This is a genomic window from Pseudomonas iranensis (assembly GCF_014268585.2).
Taxonomy (GTDB): domain Bacteria; phylum Pseudomonadota; class Gammaproteobacteria; order Pseudomonadales; family Pseudomonadaceae; genus Aquipseudomonas; species Aquipseudomonas iranensis.
In genome coordinates this window covers 4,006,445-4,026,160 of record NZ_CP077092.1, presented here as the reverse complement: position 1 = coordinate 4,026,160, position 19,716 = coordinate 4,006,445, and the positions used below count along the sequence as shown (strand labels likewise).

Annotated in this window: 16 protein-coding genes; 9 read left to right on the top strand and 7 right to left on the bottom strand. The window is 59.1% G+C overall.

Annotation, left to right across the window (positions count from 1 at the left end):
* Window positions 1-37: 37 nt before the first annotated feature.
* Together HU724_RS18010 and HU724_RS18005 are read right to left on the bottom strand one after the other, a co-directional pair.
* Window positions 38-484 (bottom strand): NUDIX hydrolase, encoded by a 447-nt coding sequence (locus HU724_RS18010; RefSeq protein ID WP_016775271.1) that lies wholly within the window; start codon window positions 482-484, stop codon window positions 38-40.
* Between the two features lie 220 nt (window positions 485-704).
* Window positions 705-2,930, bottom strand: coding sequence for an NADP-dependent isocitrate dehydrogenase (locus HU724_RS18005; RefSeq protein ID WP_071172899.1), 2,226 nt, complete (start codon window positions 2,928-2,930; stop codon window positions 705-707).
* 481 nt (window positions 2,931-3,411) lie between these two features.
* Between HU724_RS18005 and icd the strand changes: the two genes are divergently transcribed.
* Window positions 3,412-4,668 (top strand): NADP-dependent isocitrate dehydrogenase, encoded by a 1,257-nt coding sequence (gene icd, locus HU724_RS18000; protein WP_039763304.1) that lies wholly within the window; start codon window positions 3,412-3,414, stop codon window positions 4,666-4,668.
* A gap of 86 nt (window positions 4,669-4,754) precedes the next feature.
* Here the strand turns inward: icd and cspD are convergent, their stop codons facing one another.
* Window positions 4,755-5,039, bottom strand: coding sequence for a cold shock domain-containing protein CspD (gene cspD / locus HU724_RS17995; protein WP_186566400.1), 285 nt, complete (start codon window positions 5,037-5,039; stop codon window positions 4,755-4,757).
* Between the two features lie 224 nt (window positions 5,040-5,263).
* Between cspD and clpS the strand changes: the two genes are divergently transcribed.
* Together clpS and clpA are read left to right on the top strand one after the other, a co-directional pair.
* On the top strand, window positions 5,264-5,647 hold the full coding sequence (clpS, locus tag HU724_RS17990; RefSeq protein ID WP_011334948.1) for an ATP-dependent Clp protease adapter ClpS: 384 nt from the start codon (window positions 5,264-5,266) through the stop codon (window positions 5,645-5,647).
* Between the two features lie 30 nt (window positions 5,648-5,677).
* Entirely contained in the window at window positions 5,678-7,948 is a 2,271-nt protein-coding gene (gene clpA / locus HU724_RS17985; protein WP_016775266.1) for an ATP-dependent Clp protease ATP-binding subunit ClpA, read from the top strand.
* 609 nt (window positions 7,949-8,557) lie between these two features.
* Here the strand turns inward: clpA and infA are convergent.
* From infA to aat, 3 genes are all read right to left on the bottom strand, one after another.
* Window positions 8,558-8,776, bottom strand: coding sequence for a translation initiation factor IF-1 (infA, locus tag HU724_RS17980; RefSeq protein WP_002553999.1), 219 nt, complete (start codon window positions 8,774-8,776; stop codon window positions 8,558-8,560).
* 112 nt (window positions 8,777-8,888) lie between these two features.
* Entirely contained in the window at window positions 8,889-9,596 is a 708-nt protein-coding gene (locus HU724_RS17975; RefSeq protein ID WP_016775265.1) for an arginyltransferase, read from the bottom strand.
* 58 nt (window positions 9,597-9,654) lie between these two features.
* A complete protein-coding gene (gene aat, locus HU724_RS17970) occupies window positions 9,655-10,335 on the bottom strand; it encodes a leucyl/phenylalanyl-tRNA--protein transferase (protein WP_186566402.1) in 681 nt (226 codons plus the stop codon).
* 522 nt (window positions 10,336-10,857) lie between these two features.
* Between aat and ftsK the strand changes: the two genes are divergently transcribed.
* The 6 genes from ftsK (at window position 10,858) to cysG (ending at window position 18,537) form a co-directional block, all read left to right on the top strand.
* Window positions 10,858-13,266 carry a DNA translocase FtsK gene (gene ftsK / locus HU724_RS17965; RefSeq protein WP_186566404.1) on the top strand — a complete coding sequence of 803 codons (2,409 nt, stop codon included), beginning with the start codon at window positions 10,858-10,860 and terminating at the stop codon, window positions 13,264-13,266.
* Between the two features lie 67 nt (window positions 13,267-13,333).
* Entirely contained in the window at window positions 13,334-13,954 is a 621-nt protein-coding gene (lolA, locus tag HU724_RS17960) for an outer membrane lipoprotein periplasmic chaperone LolA (RefSeq protein ID WP_016775262.1), read from the top strand.
* A 195-nt stretch (window positions 13,955-14,149) separates the two neighbouring features.
* The gene (locus HU724_RS17955; protein WP_051600478.1) at window positions 14,150-15,472 is read left to right on the top strand and encodes a replication-associated recombination protein A; all 1,323 of its coding nucleotides are present in this window, start codon (window positions 14,150-14,152) and stop codon (window positions 15,470-15,472) included.
* On the top strand, window positions 15,472-15,846 hold the full coding sequence (gene crcB, locus HU724_RS17950) for a fluoride efflux transporter CrcB (protein WP_016775261.1): 375 nt from the start codon (window positions 15,472-15,474) through the stop codon (window positions 15,844-15,846). Before HU724_RS17955 ends, crcB begins: the two co-directional genes overlap by 1 nt.
* Before the next feature lie 15 nt (window positions 15,847-15,861).
* Window positions 15,862-17,142, top strand: coding sequence for a serine--tRNA ligase (serS, locus tag HU724_RS17945; RefSeq protein ID WP_073471295.1), 1,281 nt, complete (start codon window positions 15,862-15,864; stop codon window positions 17,140-17,142).
* Window positions 17,143-18,537, top strand: a complete 1,395-nt coding sequence (gene cysG / locus HU724_RS17940; protein ID WP_186566406.1) for a siroheme synthase CysG — start codon at window positions 17,143-17,145, stop codon at window positions 18,535-18,537.
* A 116-nt stretch (window positions 18,538-18,653) separates the two neighbouring features.
* Here the strand turns inward: cysG and HU724_RS17935 are convergent, their stop codons facing one another.
* The gene (locus tag HU724_RS17935; protein ID WP_186566408.1) at window positions 18,654-19,655 is read right to left on the bottom strand and encodes a glutathione S-transferase family protein; all 1,002 of its coding nucleotides are present in this window, start codon (window positions 19,653-19,655) and stop codon (window positions 18,654-18,656) included.
* Window positions 19,656-19,716: the final 61 nt, after the last annotated feature.

Below are 19,716 nucleotides of genomic sequence, written 5' to 3'. Positions count from 1 at the left end.
AAAAGGGCGCGATTCTATCAGGCTCACGGCCGCAAGGCTAAAGAGAAGGGCGGATCAGTTCGAGGCTGAAGTGATGACCGGCCAGATAATCGTCGATGCAACGGATGATCAGTTCACTGCGCCAGTTGTCGCGCTGGGCGATTAATTCGTCGCGGGTCAGCCACTTGGCGCCGACAATGCCGTCGTCGAGTTGGTAATCCGGGTGATGCTGCACGGCTTTGGCGCTGAAGCATATGCGCTGGTAAGTCACGCCGTTGCTCGGTGCGGTATACAGATAAATGCCGATCACGCCGGTGGGTTCGACGTCCCAGCCGGTTTCTTCGAGGGTTTCGCGAATCGCCGCGTCGATCAGGGTTTCATCCGGGTCGAGATGACCGGCGGGCTGGTTGAGCACATTGCGCCCGCCCTTGTGCTCTTCGACCATCAGGAAGCGGCCGTTGTCCTCGACGATGGTGGCGACGGTGATGTGGGGGAGCCATTCCATAAAACCTTCCTCAATCTATTGGTTAAACCCCAATCCCTGTGGGAGCTGGCTTGTCGGAACGCCGCATCGCAGCGATAGCGGTGGTCCAGTCACCATCCATGCTGGATGATAAACCGCCATCGCTGGCAAGCCAGCTCCCACAAAGTTTTGTGGTGATCATAAAACCCGGAAACACAAACCCCGGCACAAGGCCGGGGTTTGTGATGTTCCCATTACAACCTTAAACCAGCGCAGCAATCGCCGCGTTGAAGGTTGCGCTTGGGCGCATGGCCTTGCTGATCAGCTCGGCGTCGGCGTGGTAGTAACCGCCGATGTCGACTGGCTTGCCCTGCACGGCGTTGAGCTCGGCAACGATGGTTGCCTCGTTCTCGGTCAGGGTTTTGGCCAGAGTCGCGAACTGCGCTTGCAGTGCAGCGTCTTCGGTCTGGGCGGCCAGGGCCTGAGCCCAGTACATCGCCAGGTAGAAGTGGCTGCCGCGGTTGTCGATGTTGCCGACCTTGCGCGATGGCGACTTGTTGTTGTCGAGGAACTGGCCGGTGGCCTGGTCCAGGGTTTTCGACAGCACCAGTGCTTTCGGGTTGTTGTAGTTCACACCCAGGTGCTCAAGGGAAGCGGCGAGGGCAAGGAACTCACCCAGCGAATCCCAGCGCAGGAAGTTTTCTTCAACCAGTTGCTGCACGTGCTTCGGCGCCGAACCGCCGGCGCCGGTTTCGAACAGACCACCGCCATTCATCAGCGGTACGATCGACAGCATCTTGGCGCTGGTGCCCAGTTCCATGATCGGGAACAGGTCGGTCAGGTAGTCGCGCAGTACGTTGCCGGTCACCGAAATGGTGTCCTTGCCTTCGCGGGTGCGCTGCAGGGTGTACTTCATCGCGTCGACCGGCGCCATGATCTGGATGTCCAGACCGCTGGTGTCGTGATCCTTCAGGTAGGCCTGAACCTTCTCGATCACCACGCCATCGTGAGCGCGCATCGGGTCGAGCCAGAAGATCGCCGGCGTGCTGCTCGCGCGAGCACGGTTGACGGCCAGTTTGACCCAGTCCTGGATCGGCGCGTCTTTGGTCTGGCACATGCGGAAGATGTCGCCGGCTTCGACAGCCTGTTCCATCAGCAGCTTGCCTTTGCTGTCGGTGACGCGAACAACGCCGTCAGCCTTGATCTGGAAGGTCTTGTCGTGGGAGCCGTACTCTTCGGCTTTTTTCGCCATCAGGCCGACGTTCGGCACGCTGCCCATGGTGGTCGGATCGAAAGCGCCATTGGCTTTGCAATCTTCGATCACCGCCTGGTAGATGGTCGCGTAGCAACGATCCGGGATTACAGCCTTGGTGTCGTGCAGCTGACCGTCGGTGCCCCACATCTTGCCGGAGTCACGGATCATCGCTGGCATCGAGGCGTCAACGATGACGTCGCTCGGTACGTGCAGGTTGGTGATGCCTTTGTCGGAGTTGACCATCGCCAGCGACGGACGAACGGCGTAGACCGCTGCGATATCGGCTTCGATCTGCGCTTGCTGCTCGGCCGGCAGGGCCTTGATGCGTGCGTACAGATCGCCGATGCCGTTGTTCAGGTTGAAGCCGATCTGGTTCAGCACGTCAGCGTGCTTGGTCAGTGCGTCTTTATAGAACTCGGCAACGATCTGGCCGAACATGATCGGGTCGGAGACCTTCATCATGGTCGCTTTCAAGTGAACCGAGAGCAGCACGCCCTGGGCCTTGGCGCTTTCGATCTCGGCAGCGATGAACGCACGCAGGGCGTTTTTGCTCATCACGGCGCAGTCGAGGATCTCGCCAGCCTGAACGGTGGTTTTTTCTTTCAGAACGGTGGCAGCACCGTCCTTGGCGATCAGTTCGATCTTCACAGCGTCAGCGGCGTCGATCAGGACAGCTTTTTCGCTGCCGTAGAAATCGCCGGTGCTCATGTGTGCGACGTGGGACTTGGAGTCCTTGGCCCAGGCGCCCATTTTGTGCGGATGCTTGCGCGCGTAGTTCTTCACCGACAGCGGAGCGCGGCGGTCGGAGTTGCCTTCACGCAGAACCGGGTTCACGGCGCTGCCCTTGACCTTGTCGTAACGCGCCTTGGCGTCTTTGTCGGCGTCGCTGGTCACGGTTTCCGGGTAGTCCGGCAGGTTGTAGCCCTGCGCCTGCAGCTCTTTGATCGCGGCTTGCAGCTGTGGCACCGAAGCACTGATGTTCGGCAGCTTGATGATGTTGGCTTCAGGCGTAACGGCCAGGTCGCCCAGTTCGGCGAGGTGGTCGGCTACGGCTTTGTCGCCCAGTTGCTCGGGGAAGCTTGCCAGGATGCGTGCTGCAAGAGAGATATCGCGGGTTTCCACGGCGATATCGGCCGAGGCGGTGTAAGCCTCGATGATCGGCAGCAGGGAATAGGTGGCGAGGGCAGGAGCTTCGTCGGTGAAGGTATAGATGATCTTCGAGCGGGTGGGCATATTCGGATTAACTCTCTCTTCTTTGCTAAAGCGTGCGCAGAAACTCGAGGGGCGCCGGGTAAGCGCGTTCGTTCAAAGTCATCCATGAACCGAATGTCGAGATTCTTCGCGGTGATGTTGGGTGCATCAGTAGAGCGTCAAGCAGTCAGGCTGCGGTAACAACCCGACCAATCAGGCGGAAAGTCTCGTGCTAGAGAGGCCAGCCGTCGTGACCCTGTGGTCAGCGGGCGGCATTATACATAGGTAGCTGGCAATCTGCCGATGGTTCATATGCAACGATTCTCGTCCATTGGTCTAAAGGTCGCAGGGCGCGACCGGGCAAAGACTCGTTACGAATGCTGGAGTTTGGCGCTTTTCCCTTTGCTTTCAGGCTTGTACGAAACGAGATGTGCGCGGCGCAGGAACATAGGGTTTGCGTGTTGATTCAACTGGGTTACGCTCGAAGCAAGCCAGGTGTTCAATCCAAACAATGGAGTTCAGCATGGGTTACAAGAAGATTCAGGTTCCAGCCGTCGGTGACAAAATCACTGTCAATGCAGACCATTCTCTCAATGTTCCTGATAACCCGATCATCCCCTTCATCGAAGGTGACGGTATTGGTGTCGACATCAGTCCGGTGATGATCAAGGTTGTCGATGCTGCTGTTGAAAAGGCCTACGGCGGCAAGCGCAAGATTTCCTGGATGGAAGTCTACGCCGGCGAAAAGGCCACTCAGGTTTATGATCAGGACACCTGGCTGCCGCAGGAAACCCTCGACGCGGTCAAGGATTACGTGGTCTCCATCAAAGGCCCGCTGACCACTCCGGTCGGTGGCGGTATCCGCTCGCTGAACGTGGCGCTGCGTCAGCAACTCGACCTGTACGTCTGCCTGCGCCCGGTGCGCTGGTTCGAAGGCGTGCCGAGCCCGGTGAAAAAGCCTGGCGATGTCGACATGACCATCTTCCGCGAGAACTCCGAAGACATCTACGCCGGTATCGAATGGAAGGCCGGTTCGCCGGAAGCCACCAAGGTCATCAAATTCCTTAAAGAAGAAATGGGCGTCACCAAGATCCGTTTCGACGAAAACTGCGGCATCGGCGTCAAGCCGGTCTCCCGCGAAGGCACCAAGCGTCTGGCGCGCAAGGCCCTGCAATATGTGGTCGATAATGACCGCGACTCGCTGACCATCGTGCACAAAGGCAACATCATGAAGTTCACCGAAGGTGCCTTCAAGGAATGGGCCTACGAAGTGGCGGCCGAAGAGTTCGGTGCGACCCTGCTCGACGGCGGTCCGTGGATGCAGTTCAAGAATCCGAAAACCGGCAAGAATGTTGTGGTCAAGGACGCCATCGCCGACGCCATGCTCCAGCAGATCCTGCTGCGCCCGGCCGAATACGATGTGATCGCTACGCTTAACCTCAACGGTGACTACCTGTCCGACGCCCTGGCGGCGGAAGTGGGTGGTATCGGTATTGCGCCGGGTGCCAACCTGTCCGACACCGTGGCGATGTTCGAAGCGACCCACGGTACCGCGCCGAAATATGCCGGCAAGGACCAGGTCAACCCGGGCTCGCTGATTCTCTCGGCCGAGATGATGTTGCGTCATATGGGCTGGACCGAAGCGGCGGACCTGATCATCAAGGGCACCAACGGTGCGATCAGCGCGAAGACTGTTACTTATGATTTCGAGCGTTTGATGGATGGGGCCAAGCTGGTGTCGTCTTCCGGGTTCGGGGATGCGTTGATTTCGCATATGTAAAAATTGCAGGCACACAAAAACCGCCTGACTCGATGGGTTGAGTCAGGCGGTTTTTTTTTTTGGATGGGTGTCTTGGGTGAGTTTGCTCAGCTCACGACAACAGCGTTACTGATGGCGCCCGTCGCGGCGGCAGCGGCTTCTGCCGCACCCCCAGCTTCATCCACTGTTTTTTTGTCCCGGATCGCGATTGCGTGCAGGCCTTTTGGGCCTTGAAGGAATTCGAAGTACACCTCCTGGCCGGCCTTTAGAGTTTTATAGCCATCCATCTGGATGGCCGAGTAGTGGGCAAACAGGTCTTCTGTCTGGCCGTTCTCGATAATGAATCCAAAACCCTTGGCATTGTTAAACCATTTCACCTTGCCGACAGCCATGCTCAAATCCCTCTGCAACAGACTCCATCGCTGGAGTATCATCCACGACATCCGCAATCGAATTCGATAAAAGAATTGACTCCGCGGATCTTTTTTACCCACTGTGGGCTCTATTGGTTGTAACACCGTTTTCCCGATAGTCAAGGTGACCGGGCAGTCGTAGTTGAAAACGTGTGCAACCGCCCCCACCACTGTATTCGCACAACTGACGAACCTTTTTTTCCATGCATGCAATCAGCCAGATTCGACTAACATTCAATCAGGATCGCCCGCTTCTCCAAAAGGATCTTCCACAGGAGCACGACGACGATTCGGCAGGCGTTGCTGTTCAGGAAGCAAAGCCCGCGTTACAGGCGCCGCCGATGTACAAGGTGGTTTTGTTCAACGATGACTACACACCGATGGATTTCGTCGTCGAAGTGCTCGAGGTGTTTTTTAACCTGAATCGCGAGCTGGCGACCAAGGTCATGCTGGCCGTCCATACAGAAGGACGGGCAGTATGTGGAGTGTTTACCCGCGACATCGCCGAGACAAAGGCCATGCAGGTCAACCAGTACGCCAGGGAAAGCCAGCATCCGCTACTCTGTGAAATCGAGAAGGACGGTTAATCGCCGACCACTTGGGTATGAGGTGAAGCTATGTTAAACCGCGAGCTCGAAGTCACCCTCAATCTTGCCTTCAAGGAGGCTCGTTCGAAGCGTCATGAATTCATGACCGTCGAACATCTCCTGCTGGCCCTATTGGATAATGAGGCTGCCGCCACCGTTTTGCGTGCCTGCGGCGCAAACCTCGACAAACTCAAGCATGATCTGCAGGAGTTCATCGACTCCACCACGCCATTGATCCCCGTGCATGACGAGGATCGCGAGACCCAGCCAACCCTGGGCTTCCAGCGTGTCCTGCAGCGTGCTGTTTTTCACGTACAGAGCTCGGGCAAACGCGAAGTGACCGGCGCCAACGTGCTGGTCGCCATCTTCAGTGAGCAAGAGAGTCAGGCCGTGTTCCTGCTGAAACAGCAGAGCGTGGCCCGCATCGATGTCGTCAACTACATCGCCCACGGCATTTCGAAAGTACCGGGGCACGGCGATCACTCTGAAGGTGAACAAGATATGCAGGACGACGAGGGCGGTGAGTCTTCTTCTTCAGGCAATCCTCTGGATGCTTATGCCAGCAACCTCAACGAACTCGCGCGCCAGGGTCGCATTGATCCATTGGTTGGTCGTGAGTCGGAAGTCGAGCGTGTCGCGCAGATTCTTGCGCGCCGGCGCAAGAACAATCCGCTGCTGGTCGGCGAAGCAGGCGTGGGTAAGACCGCGATTGCCGAAGGCCTGGCCAAGCGCATCGTCGACAATCAGGTGCCGGATCTGCTGGCCAATGCGGTTGTTTATTCGCTCGATCTTGGCGCTCTGCTCGCGGGCACCAAGTATCGCGGTGATTTCGAGAAGCGCTTCAAGGCGCTGCTCAATGAGCTGAAAAAGCGTCCGCAGGCGATCCTGTTCATCGACGAGATCCACACCATCATCGGTGCGGGTGCTGCGTCCGGTGGCGTGATGGATGCGTCCAATCTGCTCAAGCCGCTGCTGTCGTCTGGCGACATTCGCTGCATCGGTTCGACCACGTTCCAGGAATTTCGCGGCATCTTCGAGAAGGACCGTGCCTTGGCGCGTCGCTTCCAGAAGGTCGATGTCGTCGAGCCATCGGTGGAAGACACCATCGGTATCCTGCGTGGTCTGAAAGGGCGTTTCGAGCAGCATCACAATATCGAATACAGTGATGAGTCGTTGCGTGCCGCTGCCGAGCTGGCGTCGCGCTACATCAATGACCGGCACATGCCGGACAAGGCCATTGACGTGATCGATGAGGCGGGCGCCTACCAGCGTCTGCAACCAGTGGAGATGCGCGTCAAGCGTATCGAAGTGCCGCAGGTCGAGGACATCGTCGCGAAAATCGCGCGGATTCCGCCGAAGCACGTCACCAGTTCCGACAAGGAGCTGCTGCGTAACCTGGAGCGTGACCTGAAGCTGACGGTGTTTGGTCAGGACGCGGCGATCGATTCGCTGTCGACTGCGATCAAACTGTCCCGCGCCGGCCTCAAATCGCCGGACAAGCCGGTCGGTTCGTTCCTGTTTGCCGGGCCTACCGGTGTCGGTAAAACCGAGGCCGCGCGACAACTGGCCAAGGCCCTGGGCATTGAGCTGGTGCGTTTCGACATGTCCGAGTACATGGAGCGTCACACCGTATCGCGTCTGATCGGTGCGCCTCCTGGCTATGTCGGTTTCGATCAGGGCGGTCTGTTGACCGAAGCGATCACCAAGCAGCCACATTGCGTATTGCTCCTCGATGAAATCGAGAAGGCGCATCCGGAAGTCTTCAACCTGCTGTTGCAGGTCATGGACCACGGTACGCTGACCGATAACAACGGGCGCAAGGCGGACTTCCGCAACGTGATCGTGATCATGACCACCAACGCTGGTGCCGAAACGGCCGCGCGGGCTTCGATCGGTTTCACCCATCAGGACCACTCGTCCGATGCGATGGAAGTGATCAAGAAGAGCTTCACACCGGAATTCCGTAACCGTCTGGACACCATTATCCAGTTTGGTCGCCTCAGTCATGAGGTCATCAAGAGCGTGGTGGACAAGTTCCTCACCGAGCTTCAGGCGCAGCTGGAAGACAAGCGTGTGTTGCTTGAGGTTACCGATGCGGCGCGCAGCTGGCTGGCAGCGGGTGGTTACGACTCGGCGATGGGCGCACGTCCGATGGCGCGTCTGATCCAGGACAAGATCAAGCGTCCGCTGGCGGAGGAGATTCTGTTTGGCGAACTGGCCGAGCATGGCGGTGTGGTGCACATCGACATCAAGGATGGTGAGTTGACGTTTGACTTCGAAACTACGGCAGAAATGGCCTGACGGCTCGATGTGGATTGGAAAGGCGCCTTCGGGCGCCTTTTTGTTGCTCGTTGTTTGACGGTTTTGGGTGTATATCCGTTGCTGCGGTGATGGCTTATTACGGTTTCGCCCTTACGGCGAGTCACCTTTACGCCGGAGTGCCGGCCCAGCAAAAAGGTAACCCAAAACGCTTGCTCCTACGTTCGGCCCTCGCAGGCTCGGGTTCCTTCGCTGCGGGATCAATCCCTTCACTCAGCCTCCCGACGTCGCCGGTGGCTCAAGATCAAGAGCACTCGAGCTAACGCTCATTGTTGAGTGGTTAGAAGCGGGTGGTTGGCTTTGGAATTGCGGTGGTTTCGCCCCTCACCCCAGCCCTCTCCCCCTGGAGAGGGAGCCGATCTTTGTGCTTTTCAAAATGTCCGTTCGACTCGGTATTTCACTTCGGCGTAACTATCGCATCCACCGCGATCAGTCCCCTCTCCCTCCGGGAGAGGGCTAGGGTGAGGGGCTTTGATTTTGCTTTTGATCTTCAGGCAACTTCCACGCAGCCGCAGCATATGGATCTGAAAAAAAGCCAAACCCCAGACACAAAAACGCCCGGCATTACCCGGGCGTTCTGTATTGACTTGATTAACGAGCGCGGTAAGTGATCCGCCCTTTGCTCAAGTCATAGGGCGTCAGCTCGACGCGCACTTTGTCACCGGTAAGAATACGAATGTAGTTCTTGCGCATCTTGCCGGAAATATGCGCGGTTACGACGTGCCCATTTTCCAACTCCACACGAAACATGGTGTTGGGCAGGGTGTCGACGACAGTGCCTTCCATTTCGAAGCTGTCTTCTTTCGACATGCAGTAAAGCCCTCGGTATCCAATGAATGGCCCGGTGCAACTGCGCCAGGCAAAAGCGGCGTGCATTGTGCCCGAAAAATGGTGTTTACGCCAAGGGGTTTAGGCCGCAGGTTCAGTTCAGGATGACCCAGCGCTGATTGATCAGCAATTCGATGGGCCGATATTGCGTCTTGTAATTCATCTTTTTGCAGTTCTTGATCCAGTAACCGAGGTACACGGCCTCAAGGCCCAGACGCTGGCTCTCGGCGATTTGCCAGAGGATTGCGTAACGGCCCAGGCTGCGGCGTTCTTCGTTCGGTTCGTAGAAGGTGTACACCGCCGACAAACCGTTAGGCAGCAGATCGGTGACTGCTACTGCGAGCAACCGTCCGTCGAGTCGAAATTCGTAGAAGCGCGAGAAGGGCAGGTCACGCACCAGGAACGTCGAGAACTGATCGCGGCTCGGCGGGTACATGTCGCCGTCGGCATGGCGCTGTTCGATGTAGCGCTGGTACAGGTCGAAATATTCTTCGCTGAAGTGCGGTTTGACCGGCTGCACCTGCAAGTCCGCGTTGCGTTTGTAGATACGCTTCTGCTGGCGATTGGCGATGAACTGGGCGGAGGGGATGCGCGCAGGCACGCACGCATTGCAATTCTGGCAATGCGGCCGGTACAGATGATCGCCGCTGCGACGAAAGCCCATTTCCGACAGGTCTGCGTAGACGTGCACATCCATGGGCTGACTCGGGTCGAGAAACAGCGTCGTGGCCTGCTCCTCGGGCAGATAACTGCAAGAGTGGGGCTGAGTGGCATAAAACTTCAAACGCGCCAACTCGGTCATGAATCAACCCTCGGGATAAGCTGGTGGATTAAGTGTAAGCCACCTGCGCAAAAGTCGCTCAGCAAACCCAGGTCGCTGAATTCGGTTGATCTAGATGGCGCCGCAGATAGTCGGCGAATTCGCCGCGCGGAATGGACCGTGCACCGAGGCTGTGCAAGTGATCGGTCGGCATCTGGCAATCGATGAGCACAAACCCGGCGGCTTTCAAATGCTTCACCAGCGTGGCAAAGCCATATTTGGATGCATTGTCAGCGCGGCTGAACATCGACTCGCCAAAAAACAGTTGGCCCATCGCCAGGCCGTACAGGCCGCCGACCAGCTGTCCCTCGTCCCAGACCTCAACCGAATGAGCGAAACCGCGCCGATGCAGTTCTACGTAAGCATCCTGCATGGCCTCGGTGATCCAGGTGCCGTCGGCGTAGTCACGCGGGGCAGCGCAGGCGCGGATGATGGCGTCGAAATCCTGATCGAAGGTCACTTGGTAGCGTTGCTTGCGCAGCAGCTTGCCGAGACTGCGCGAGACGTGCAGTTCGTCGGGAAACAGCACGGTGCGAGGGTCTGGCGACCACCAGAGAATGGGTTGGCCTTCGGAGAACCAGGGAAAGCAGCCATGGCGATAGGCCTGGATCAGGCGGTCGGCGCACAGATCGCCGCCGGCGGCGAGCAATCCGTTCGGCTCGCGCATGGCTTTTTCCAGTGGCGGAAAGGTCAGGGAATTACGTTGTAACCAAGTCAGCATGGCATCCAGGCTTGCAGAAGGGGAGGGCGGTCAGGGGGCGTGCAGGCCCCGCGAAAGAGTTTGCCGCGAAACGGCGCCGCTGTCCTGCACAGTTGTCTGGTGCAGCGAGCATCGAGCTGCAACTTGATGTGTCGCCCGTGGTCGTAAGCGTCGCTGTGTCGATGCTGTTGAGCATTCCCGTGAGCCCGATCCGGCCAGGTTCGCTACGTTCATCAAATACAGCTCATAAGCCTTTGTCACAAAAGGCAATGCATGCTCCAATTGCAAGGCATTGCGTGTGCGATTGGCTATGCTCAAGGCCGGGGTCTGAAACATGGCGTTGGGCGCACAAACCCGTACAATGCCGGGTTGTGACGGTCTTTTCGCTGCGCACAGTGTTTATGGCTGTGTTTATAAAACCAGTGGCACAGTGTTAAAAGTAGTCCCAGTTGAGCTTTTCACCTTTTTTACCTGCCTGGATTGGGCAGTTTTTTATCGTCATTCAATAGATGGACGCGCCTCGGGCGCAGGAAAAGAAGCGTTTTGAAGAAGACCACCGAAGCACCCAAAACAGTCGTTCCGCTCTGGCGCCAGCAACTGCACTACCGGCTCAAGGAAGGTGCATTGATCGCCATCGGCGCCTTGTGCCTGTTCCTGATGATGGCTTTGCTGACTTACGGCAAGGACGACCCGGGCTGGAGCCATAACAGCAAGATCGACGATGTGCAGAACTTCGGCGGCCCGGCCGGCTCGTACAGCGCCGATATCCTGTTCATGGTGCTCGGTTACTTCGCCTATATCTTTCCGTTGCTGCTGGCGGTCAAGGCGTACCAGATCTTCCGTCAACGTCACGAGCCATGGCAGTGGAGCGGCTGGCTGTTTTCCTGGCGCCTGATCGGTCTGGTGTTCCTCGTACTGTCCGGTGCTGCGCTGGCGCACATTCATTTCCATGCCGCGACCGGTCTGCCGGCCGGCGCTGGCGGCGCCCTGGGCGAAAGCCTTGGCGATCTGGCGAAGAATGCACTCAACATCCAGGGCAGCACGTTGCTGTTCATCGCGCTGTTCCTGTTCGGCCTGACCGTATTCACCGACCTGTCGTGGTTCAAGGTGATGGACGTCACCGGCAAGATCACCCTCGATCTGTTCGAGCTGTTCCAGGGCGCGCTCAACCGCTGGTGGTCGGCGCGCACCGAGCGCAAGCAACTGGTCGCGCAACTGCGTGAGGTTGATGACCGCGTCCACGATGTGGTCGCACCGACTGTCACCGACAAGCGTGAACAGGCCAAGGTCAAGGAACGCCTGATCGAGCGTGAGCAAGCGCTGAGCAAGCACATGTCCGACCGCGAGAAGCAGGTGCCACCGGTGATCGCGCCGGCACCGGCCAAGGTCCCAGAGCCGAGCAAGCGCGTACAGAAAGAGAAGCAGGCGCCGTTGTTCGTCGACAGCGCGGTCGAAGGCACCTTGCCGCCGATCTCCATCCTGGATCCTGCGGAAAAGAAACAGCTCAACTATTCGCCTGAGTCCTTGGCAGCGGTCGGCCACTTGCTGGAAATCAAGCTCAAGGAGTTCGGCGTCGAAGTCACCGTTGACTCGATCCACCCGGGCCCGGTGATTACCCGTTACGAGATCCAGCCTGCCGCCGGGGTAAAAGTCAGCCGTATCGCCAACCTGGCCAAAGACCTCGCGCGTTCGCTGGCGGTGACCAGTGTGCGGGTCGTCGAGGTGATTCCGGGCAAGACCACCGTCGGTATCGAGATTCCCAACGAAGACCGCCAGATCGTGCGTTTCTCCGAGGTGCTGTCGACCCCCGAGTACGACAACTTCAAATCCCCGGTCACCCTGGCGCTCGGTCATGACATCGGCGGCAAGCCGGTCATCACCGACCTGGCGAAGATGCCGCACTTGCTGGTGGCCGGTACCACCGGTTCCGGTAAGTCCGTGGGCGTGAACGCGATGATCCTGTCGATCCTGTTCAAGTCCGGCCCGGACGACGCCAAGCTGATCATGATCGACCCGAAAATGCTTGAGCTGTCGATCTACGAAGGCATTCCGCACCTGCTCTGCCCGGTTGTGACCGACATGAAGGACGCCGCCAACGCCTTGCGCTGGAGCGTTGCCGAGATGGAGCGTCGCTACAAGCTGATGGCGAAAATGGGCGTGCGTAACCTGTCCGGCTTCAACGCCAAGGTCAAGGAAGCCCAGGATGCCGGCGAGCCGTTGAGCGATCCGCTGTACAAGCGCGAAAGCATTCATGACGAAGCGCCGCTGCTGCAGAAACTGCCGACCATCGTTGTAGTGGTGGACGAATTCGCCGACATGATGATGATCGTCGGCAAGAAGGTTGAAGAACTGATTGCCCGTATTGCGCAAAAAGCGCGTGCGGCGGGGATTCACTTGATTCTTGCGACCCAGCGCCCGTCGGTGGACGTGATCACCGGTCTGATCAAGGCCAACATCCCGACCCGTATGGCGTTTCAGGTATCGAGCAAGATCGACTCGCGGACCATCATCGACCAGGGTGGCGCCGAGCAACTGCTCGGTCACGGTGACATGCTCTACATGCCGCCGGGCACCAGTCTGCCGATCCGCGTCCACGGCGCATTCGTCTCCGACGATGAGGTTCACCGCGTGGTCGAAGCGTGGAAGCTGCGCGGCGCGCCGGAATACAACGACGATATCCTCAACGGTGTCGAAGAGGCAGGCAGCGGCTTTGAAGGCAGCAGTGGCGGTGGCGACGGGGATGATCCGGAAGCCGACGCGCTGTATGACGAAGCGGTGCAGTTCGTCCTCGAAAGCCGTCGCGCGTCGATTTCCGCTGTGCAGCGCAAGCTGAAGATCGGCTACAACCGTGCCGCGCGGATGATCGAGGCGATGGAGATGGCCGGCGTCGTTACCTCAATGAACACCAACGGTTCGCGTGAAGTCCTGGCCCCGGGCCCGGTACGCGACTGAAACGCAACGACGCGGGTGGCGCAATGACGCGCCACCCGCTCTCCCACGATTATTCAAGAGGACTCTCATGCGCCTTATCCGCATGCTGTTGCCAGTACTGGCGCTGACCACACTCACGGCTCACGCCGATGAAAAGGACGTGGCGCGTCTGACCCAATTGCTCGAAACATCGAAAACCCTGTCGGCGAACTTTTCGCAGTTGACCCTCGACGGCACCGGCACCCAGTTACAGGAAACCACCGGCAACATGACCCTGCAGCGTCCGGGCCTGTTCTACTGGCACACCAACGCGCCGGCCGAGCAGACAATGGTCTCCGATGGCAAGAAAGTCACCCTGTGGGACCCGGATCTGGAGCAGGCAACCATCAAGAAGCTCGACGAGCGCCTGACCCAGACGCCGGCGCTGCTGCTGTCCGGCGATGTCTCGAAGATCAGCCAGAGCTTCGATATCAGCGCGAAAGAGGCGGGCGGCGTGATCGACTTCACTCTCAAGCCGAAAACCAAGGACACCCTGTTCGACAACCTGCGCCTGTCGTTCCGCAACGGCCTGCTCAATGACATGCAACTGATTGACAGCGTCGGCCAGCGCACCAATATCCTGTTTACCGGGGTCAAGGCCAACGAAGCGGTGCCAGCGTCCAAATTCAAATTCGACATTCCCAAGGGTGCCGACGTTATCCAGGAATAAACACCGGCCCTTTGTGCCAGGGCCTTTGTGGTGAGGGCCTGCTATTGAGGAGCTATTGTGGCGATGGGATTTATCCCCGTCCGGCTGCGCAGCAGTCGTCGCTTTTGGGGCCGCTTCGCAGCCCAATGGGGATAAATCCCCTCACCACAGGTTCTTCAGCAGATTTCAGAAAATCAGAGGTTTCAACGCTACGTGATGGATCTGTTTCGCAGTGCACCGATTGCTCAACCCTTGGCCGCGCGTCTGCGTGCAGCCAATCTGGATGAGTACGTCGGTCAGGAACACGTGCTCGCTCGCGGCAAGCCTCTGCGTGAGGCGCTGGAGCAGGGCGCGCTGCATTCGATGATCTTCTGGGGGCCGCCGGGCGTGGGCAAGACCACCCTGGCGCGCCTGCTCGCAGAAGTCTCGGATGCGCACTTCGAAACGGTTTCGGCGGTGCTCGCCGGGGTCAAGGAAATCCGCCAGGCCGTTGAAATCGCCAAGCAGCAGGCCGGTCAGTACGGCAAGCGCACGATCCTGTTTGTCGATGAAGTGCACCGCTTCAACAAGTCGCAGCAGGACGCGTTTCTGCCGTACGTTGAAGATGGCACGCTGATCTTCATCGGCGCCACCACCGAAAACCCTTCGTTCGAACTGAACAACGCCCTGTTGTCGCGTGCCCGCGTCTACGTGCTGAAAAGCCTCGACGAAGCGGCGCTGCGCAAACTGGTGCACCGCGCACTCACCGAAGAGCGCGGGTTGGGCAAGCGCAACCTGACCCTGAGCGATGAAGGCTTCCAGATGCTGCTGTCGGCCGCCGATGGCGACGGCCGGCGTCTGCTCAATCTGTTGGAAAACGCCTCTGATCTGGCCGAAGACAACAGCGAAATCGGCATCGAGCTGCTGCAAAGTCTGCTCGGCGATACGCGCCGGCGGTTCGACAAGGGCGGTGAAGCGTTCTACGACCAGATCTCGGCGCTGCACAAATCCGTGCGCGGTTCCAATCCCGACGGGGCGCTTTACTGGTTTGCGCGGATGATAGACGGCGGCTGCGATCCGCTTTATCTGGCCCGGCGCGTGGTGCGCATGGCCAGCGAAGACATCGGCAACGCCGACCCGCGTGCGCTGAGCCTGTGTCTGGCAGCGTGGGAAGTGCAGGAGCGTCTCGGCAGCCCCGAGGGCGAATTGGCGGTCGCCCAGGCCATCACTTATCTGGCCTGTGCACCGAAAAGCAACGCGGTGTACATGGGCTTCAAAACTGCACTGCGCGCGGCTGCCGAAAACGGCTCGCTGGAAGTGCCGCTGCATTTGCGCAATGCACCGACCAAGCTGATGAAGCAATTGGGTTATGGCGACGAATACCGCTACGCCCACGACGAGCCGGACGCCTATGCCGCCGGTGAAGACTATTTTCCGGAAGAACTCGAGCCGATTCCGTTCTATCAGCCAGTGCCCCGTGGCCTGGAGTTGAAGATCGGCGAAAAGCTCAATCATCTCGCTCAACTCGATCGTCTGAGCCCTCGGCAGCGGAGAAAATAGTGGTTCCATTGATCCTTGCAGTGTCGGTCGGCGGTGTTGCCGGCACCCTGTTGCGCTTCGCCACCGGTAATTGGGTCAGCGCCAATTGGCCGCGGCACTTCTATACCGCGACGCTGGCCGTTAATATCGTGGGCTGCCTGCTGATTGGCGTGTTGTACGGCCTGTTTCTGATACGCCCGGAGGTGCCGATCGAGGTGCGCGCCGGGTTGATGGTCGGCTTCCTCGGGGGGCTGACGACTTTTTCATCCTTTTCACTGGATACGGTGCGCCTGCTGGAAAGCGGGCAAGTGTTGCTGGCCCTGGGCTACGCCGCACTCAGCGTATTCGGCGGGCTGCTCGCAACGTGGGCCGGCCTGTCCCTGACCAAACTTTGATAACGAGAAACCGACATGCTCGATTCCAAACTGTTACGTAGCAACCTTCAGGACGTAGCGGACCGCCTGGCTTCCCGTGGCTTTGCCCTGGACACCGCGCGCATCGAAGCGCTGGAAGAACAGCGCAAGACCGTCCAGACCCGCACTGAAGCACTGCAGGCTGAGCGTAACGCGCGTTCCAAATCCATCGGGCAGGCCAAGCAGCGCGGCGAAGACATCGCGCCGCTGATGGCGGACGTCGAGCGCATGGCGGCCGAGTTGAGCGCTGGCAAGGTCGAGCTGGACGCGATCCAGACTGAACTCGATTCGATCCTGCTCGGTATCCCGAACCTGCCGCACGAGTCGGTTCCGGTCGGCAAGGACGAAGACGACAACGTCGAAGTGCGCCGCTGGGGCACGCCGACTCAGTTCGATTTCGAAGTCAAAGACCACGTCGCCCTTGGCGAAAAGTTCGGCTGGCTGGACTTTGAAACCGCCGCCAAGCTGTCCGGCGCGCGCTTTGCGCTGTTGCGTGGCCCGATCGCCCGCCTGCATCGCGCACTGGCGCAGTTCATGATCAACCTGCATGTCACCGAACATGGCTACGAAGAGGCTTACACGCCTTATCTGGTTCAGGCTCCGGCGCTGCAAGGCACCGGCCAGTTGCCAAAGTTCGAAGAGGATCTGTTCAAGATTGCCCGCGAAGGCGAAGCCGATCTGTACCTGATCCCGACTGCCGAAGTGTCGCTGACCAACATCGTTGCCGGCGAGATCGTCGATTCGAAACTGCTGCCGATCAAGTTCGTCGCCCATACCCCATGCTTCCGCAGCGAAGCCGGTGCGTCGGGCCGCGACACGCGTGGCATGATCCGCCAGCACCAGTTCGACAAAGTCGAAATGGTCCAGATCGTCGAGCCATCGCAATCGATGGAAGCGCTGGAAGGCCTGACCGCCAACGCCGAAAAGGTTCTGCAACTGCTCGGTCTGCCTTACCGCACCCTGGCGCTGTGCACCGGCGACATGGGCTTCAGCGCGGTCAAGACCTACGATCTGGAAGTGTGGATTCCGAGCCAGGATAAATACCGCGAAATCTCCTCGTGCTCCAACTGCGGCGACTTCCAGGCGCGGCGCATGCAGGCGCGTTTCCGCAACCCGGAAACCGGCAAGCCTGAGCTGGTGCACACCTTGAACGGCTCCGGCCTGGCGGTCGGTCGTACTCTGGTGGCGGTGCTGGAAAACTACCAGCAGGCCGACGGTTCGATCCGCGTGCCGGACGTGCTCAAGCCGTACATGGGTGGCCTTGAGGTCATCGGCTAAATGAAATATCTGCCGCTGTTTCACAACCTGCGCGGCAGTCGTGTGTTGGTTGTCGGTGGGGGGGAAATTGCCTTGCGCAAATCCCGCCTGCTGGCCGATGCCGGTGCGCTGCTGCGGGTGGTCGCACCTGAAATCGAAACGCAACTGGCTGAACTGGTCGCTGCCAGCGGCGGTGAATGCCTGTTGCGCGGTTACGCCGAAACGGATCTGGACGGTTGCGGGCTGATCATTGCCGCTACCGACGACGAAACGCTCAACGCGCAAGTCTCCACCGACGCCCACCGCCGTTGCGTGCCGGTCAACGTGGTCGATGCGCCGGCCTTGTGCAGCGTGATCTTCCCGGCGATCGTCGATCGCTCGCCGTTGATCATCGCTGTGTCCAGCGGCGGCGATGCGCCGGTACTGGCGCGTCTGATCCGCGCGAAAATCGAAACCTGGATTCCTTCCACTTACGGTCAATTGGCAGGGCTGGCTGCGCGTTTCCGCAATCAGGTGAAAAACCTGTTTCCGGATGTGCAGCAGCGGCGCGGCTTCTGGGAAGACGTTTTCCAGGGCCCGATTGCCGATCGTCAACTGGCCGGGCAGGGCGCTGAAGCCGAGCGCCTGTTGCAGGCCAAGGTCGATGGCGAGCCCATGGTCACCACTGGCGAGGTTTATCTGGTCGGTGCCGGTCCGGGTGATCCGGATCTCTTGACCTTCCGCGCGCTGCGTCTGATGCAGCAAGCCGATGTGGTGCTCTATGACCGCCTGGTGGCGCCGGCAATTCTTGAGTTGTGCCGTCGCGATGCCGAGCGGGTGTATGTCGGCAAGCGTCGTTCTGACCACGCAGTGCCGCAGGATCAGATCAATCAGCAACTGGTCGATCTGGCCAAGGCCGGCAAGCGTGTGGTGCGGTTGAAGGGCGGCGATCCGTTTATCTTCGGCCGCGGTGGCGAAGAGATCGAAGAGCTGGCGGCCCACGGTATTCCATTCCAGGTGGTCCCCGGCATTACGGCGGCCAGCGGTTGCGCTGCTTATGCGGGGATTCCGCTGACCCACCGTGACCATGCGCAGTCCGTGCGGTTTGTCACTGGCCACTTGAAGGATGGTTCCACCGATCTGCCATGGGCCGATCTTGTCGCCCCGGCGCAGACGCTGGTGTTCTACATGGGCCTGGTGGGTTTGCCGATCATCTGTGAGCAGTTGATCAAGCATGGTCGCGCGGCGGATACCCCGGCGGCGTTGATTCAGCAGGGCACTACAGTCAATCAGCGGGTTTTCACCGGCACGCTGGCGGATCTTCCGCGAATGGTGGCGGAGCATGAAGTGCATGCGCCGACTCTGGTGATCGTTGGCGAAGTGGTGCAGCTGCGCGAGAAACTGGCGTGGTTTGAAGGGGCGCAGGCGCAGGTCTGAACACCGCGTCGTTCCCTTCGCGAGCAGGCTCGCTCCCACAGGGGATTTGTGAATGACACAGATCTAATGTGGGAGCGAGCCTGCTCGCGAACGGGGTCTCGAAAACACCGAGCTAATCAACCCCGGCGCCAAACCCCTTTCCCGATCAACCGCTCGCGATCATGCGCTACGCTGAAATCCTGCTGCGGCCCCTTCGGCACCACGCCGGTCGGGTTGATGGTCTTGTGGCTGCCATAGTAGTGATGCTTGATGTGCTGGAAATCCACGGTTTCGGCAATTCCCGACCACTGATACATCTCGCGTAGCCAGTTCGACAGATTCGGGTAATCGGCAATCCGCCGCAGGTTGCACTTGAAGTGCCCGTGGTACACCGCGTCGAAACGAATCATCGTGGTGAACAAGCGCACGTCGGCTTCGGTCAGGTATTCCCCGCTCAGGTAACGATTGGCACCCAGCAGTTGCTCCAGATGATCCAGTTCGGCGAAGACTTCATCGAACGCCTGTTCGTAGGCTTGCTGCGAAGTAGCGAATCCGGCGCGATAGACTCCGTTGTTCACCGCCGGGTAGATCCGCTCGTTCAACGCATCGATCTCGTTGCGTAGCGGCGCCGGGTAGAAGTCCAGATCGTTACCAGTGATCCCGTCGAAGGCGCTGTTGAACATGCGGATGATTTCCGCCGATTCATTGCTGACAATGCGCTTGAGTTTCTTGTCCCACAACACTGGCACCGTCACGCGCCCGGTGTAGTCAGGCGTGTCAGCGGTGTAGCGCTGATGCATGAAGTCGAAGTCGTCGAGCTTGTCGCCGGTCGAGCCTAGCGCTTTGTCGAAGGTCCAGCCGTTCTCCAGCATCAGCCAACTGACCACCGACACGTCGATCAGACTTTCCAGACCTTTCAGTTTGCGCAGAATCAGCGTGCGATGCGCCCAAGGGCAGGCGAGGGAAACGTAGAGGTGATAGCGCCCGGCTTCGGCGGCGAAACCGCCTTCACCGCTGGGGCCTGGCTGACCGTCGGCGGTCACCCAGTTGCGGCGTTGCGCTTGTTCGCGCTGGAACGCGCCGTCCTTGCTGCTTTCGTACCACTTGTCCTGCCAGTGGCCGTCGACGAGTAAACCCATGATCAAGACTCCCAAAACCAATATTCGTTGGAGTCGAGTCTATTCCGATGAGTTCGAACAA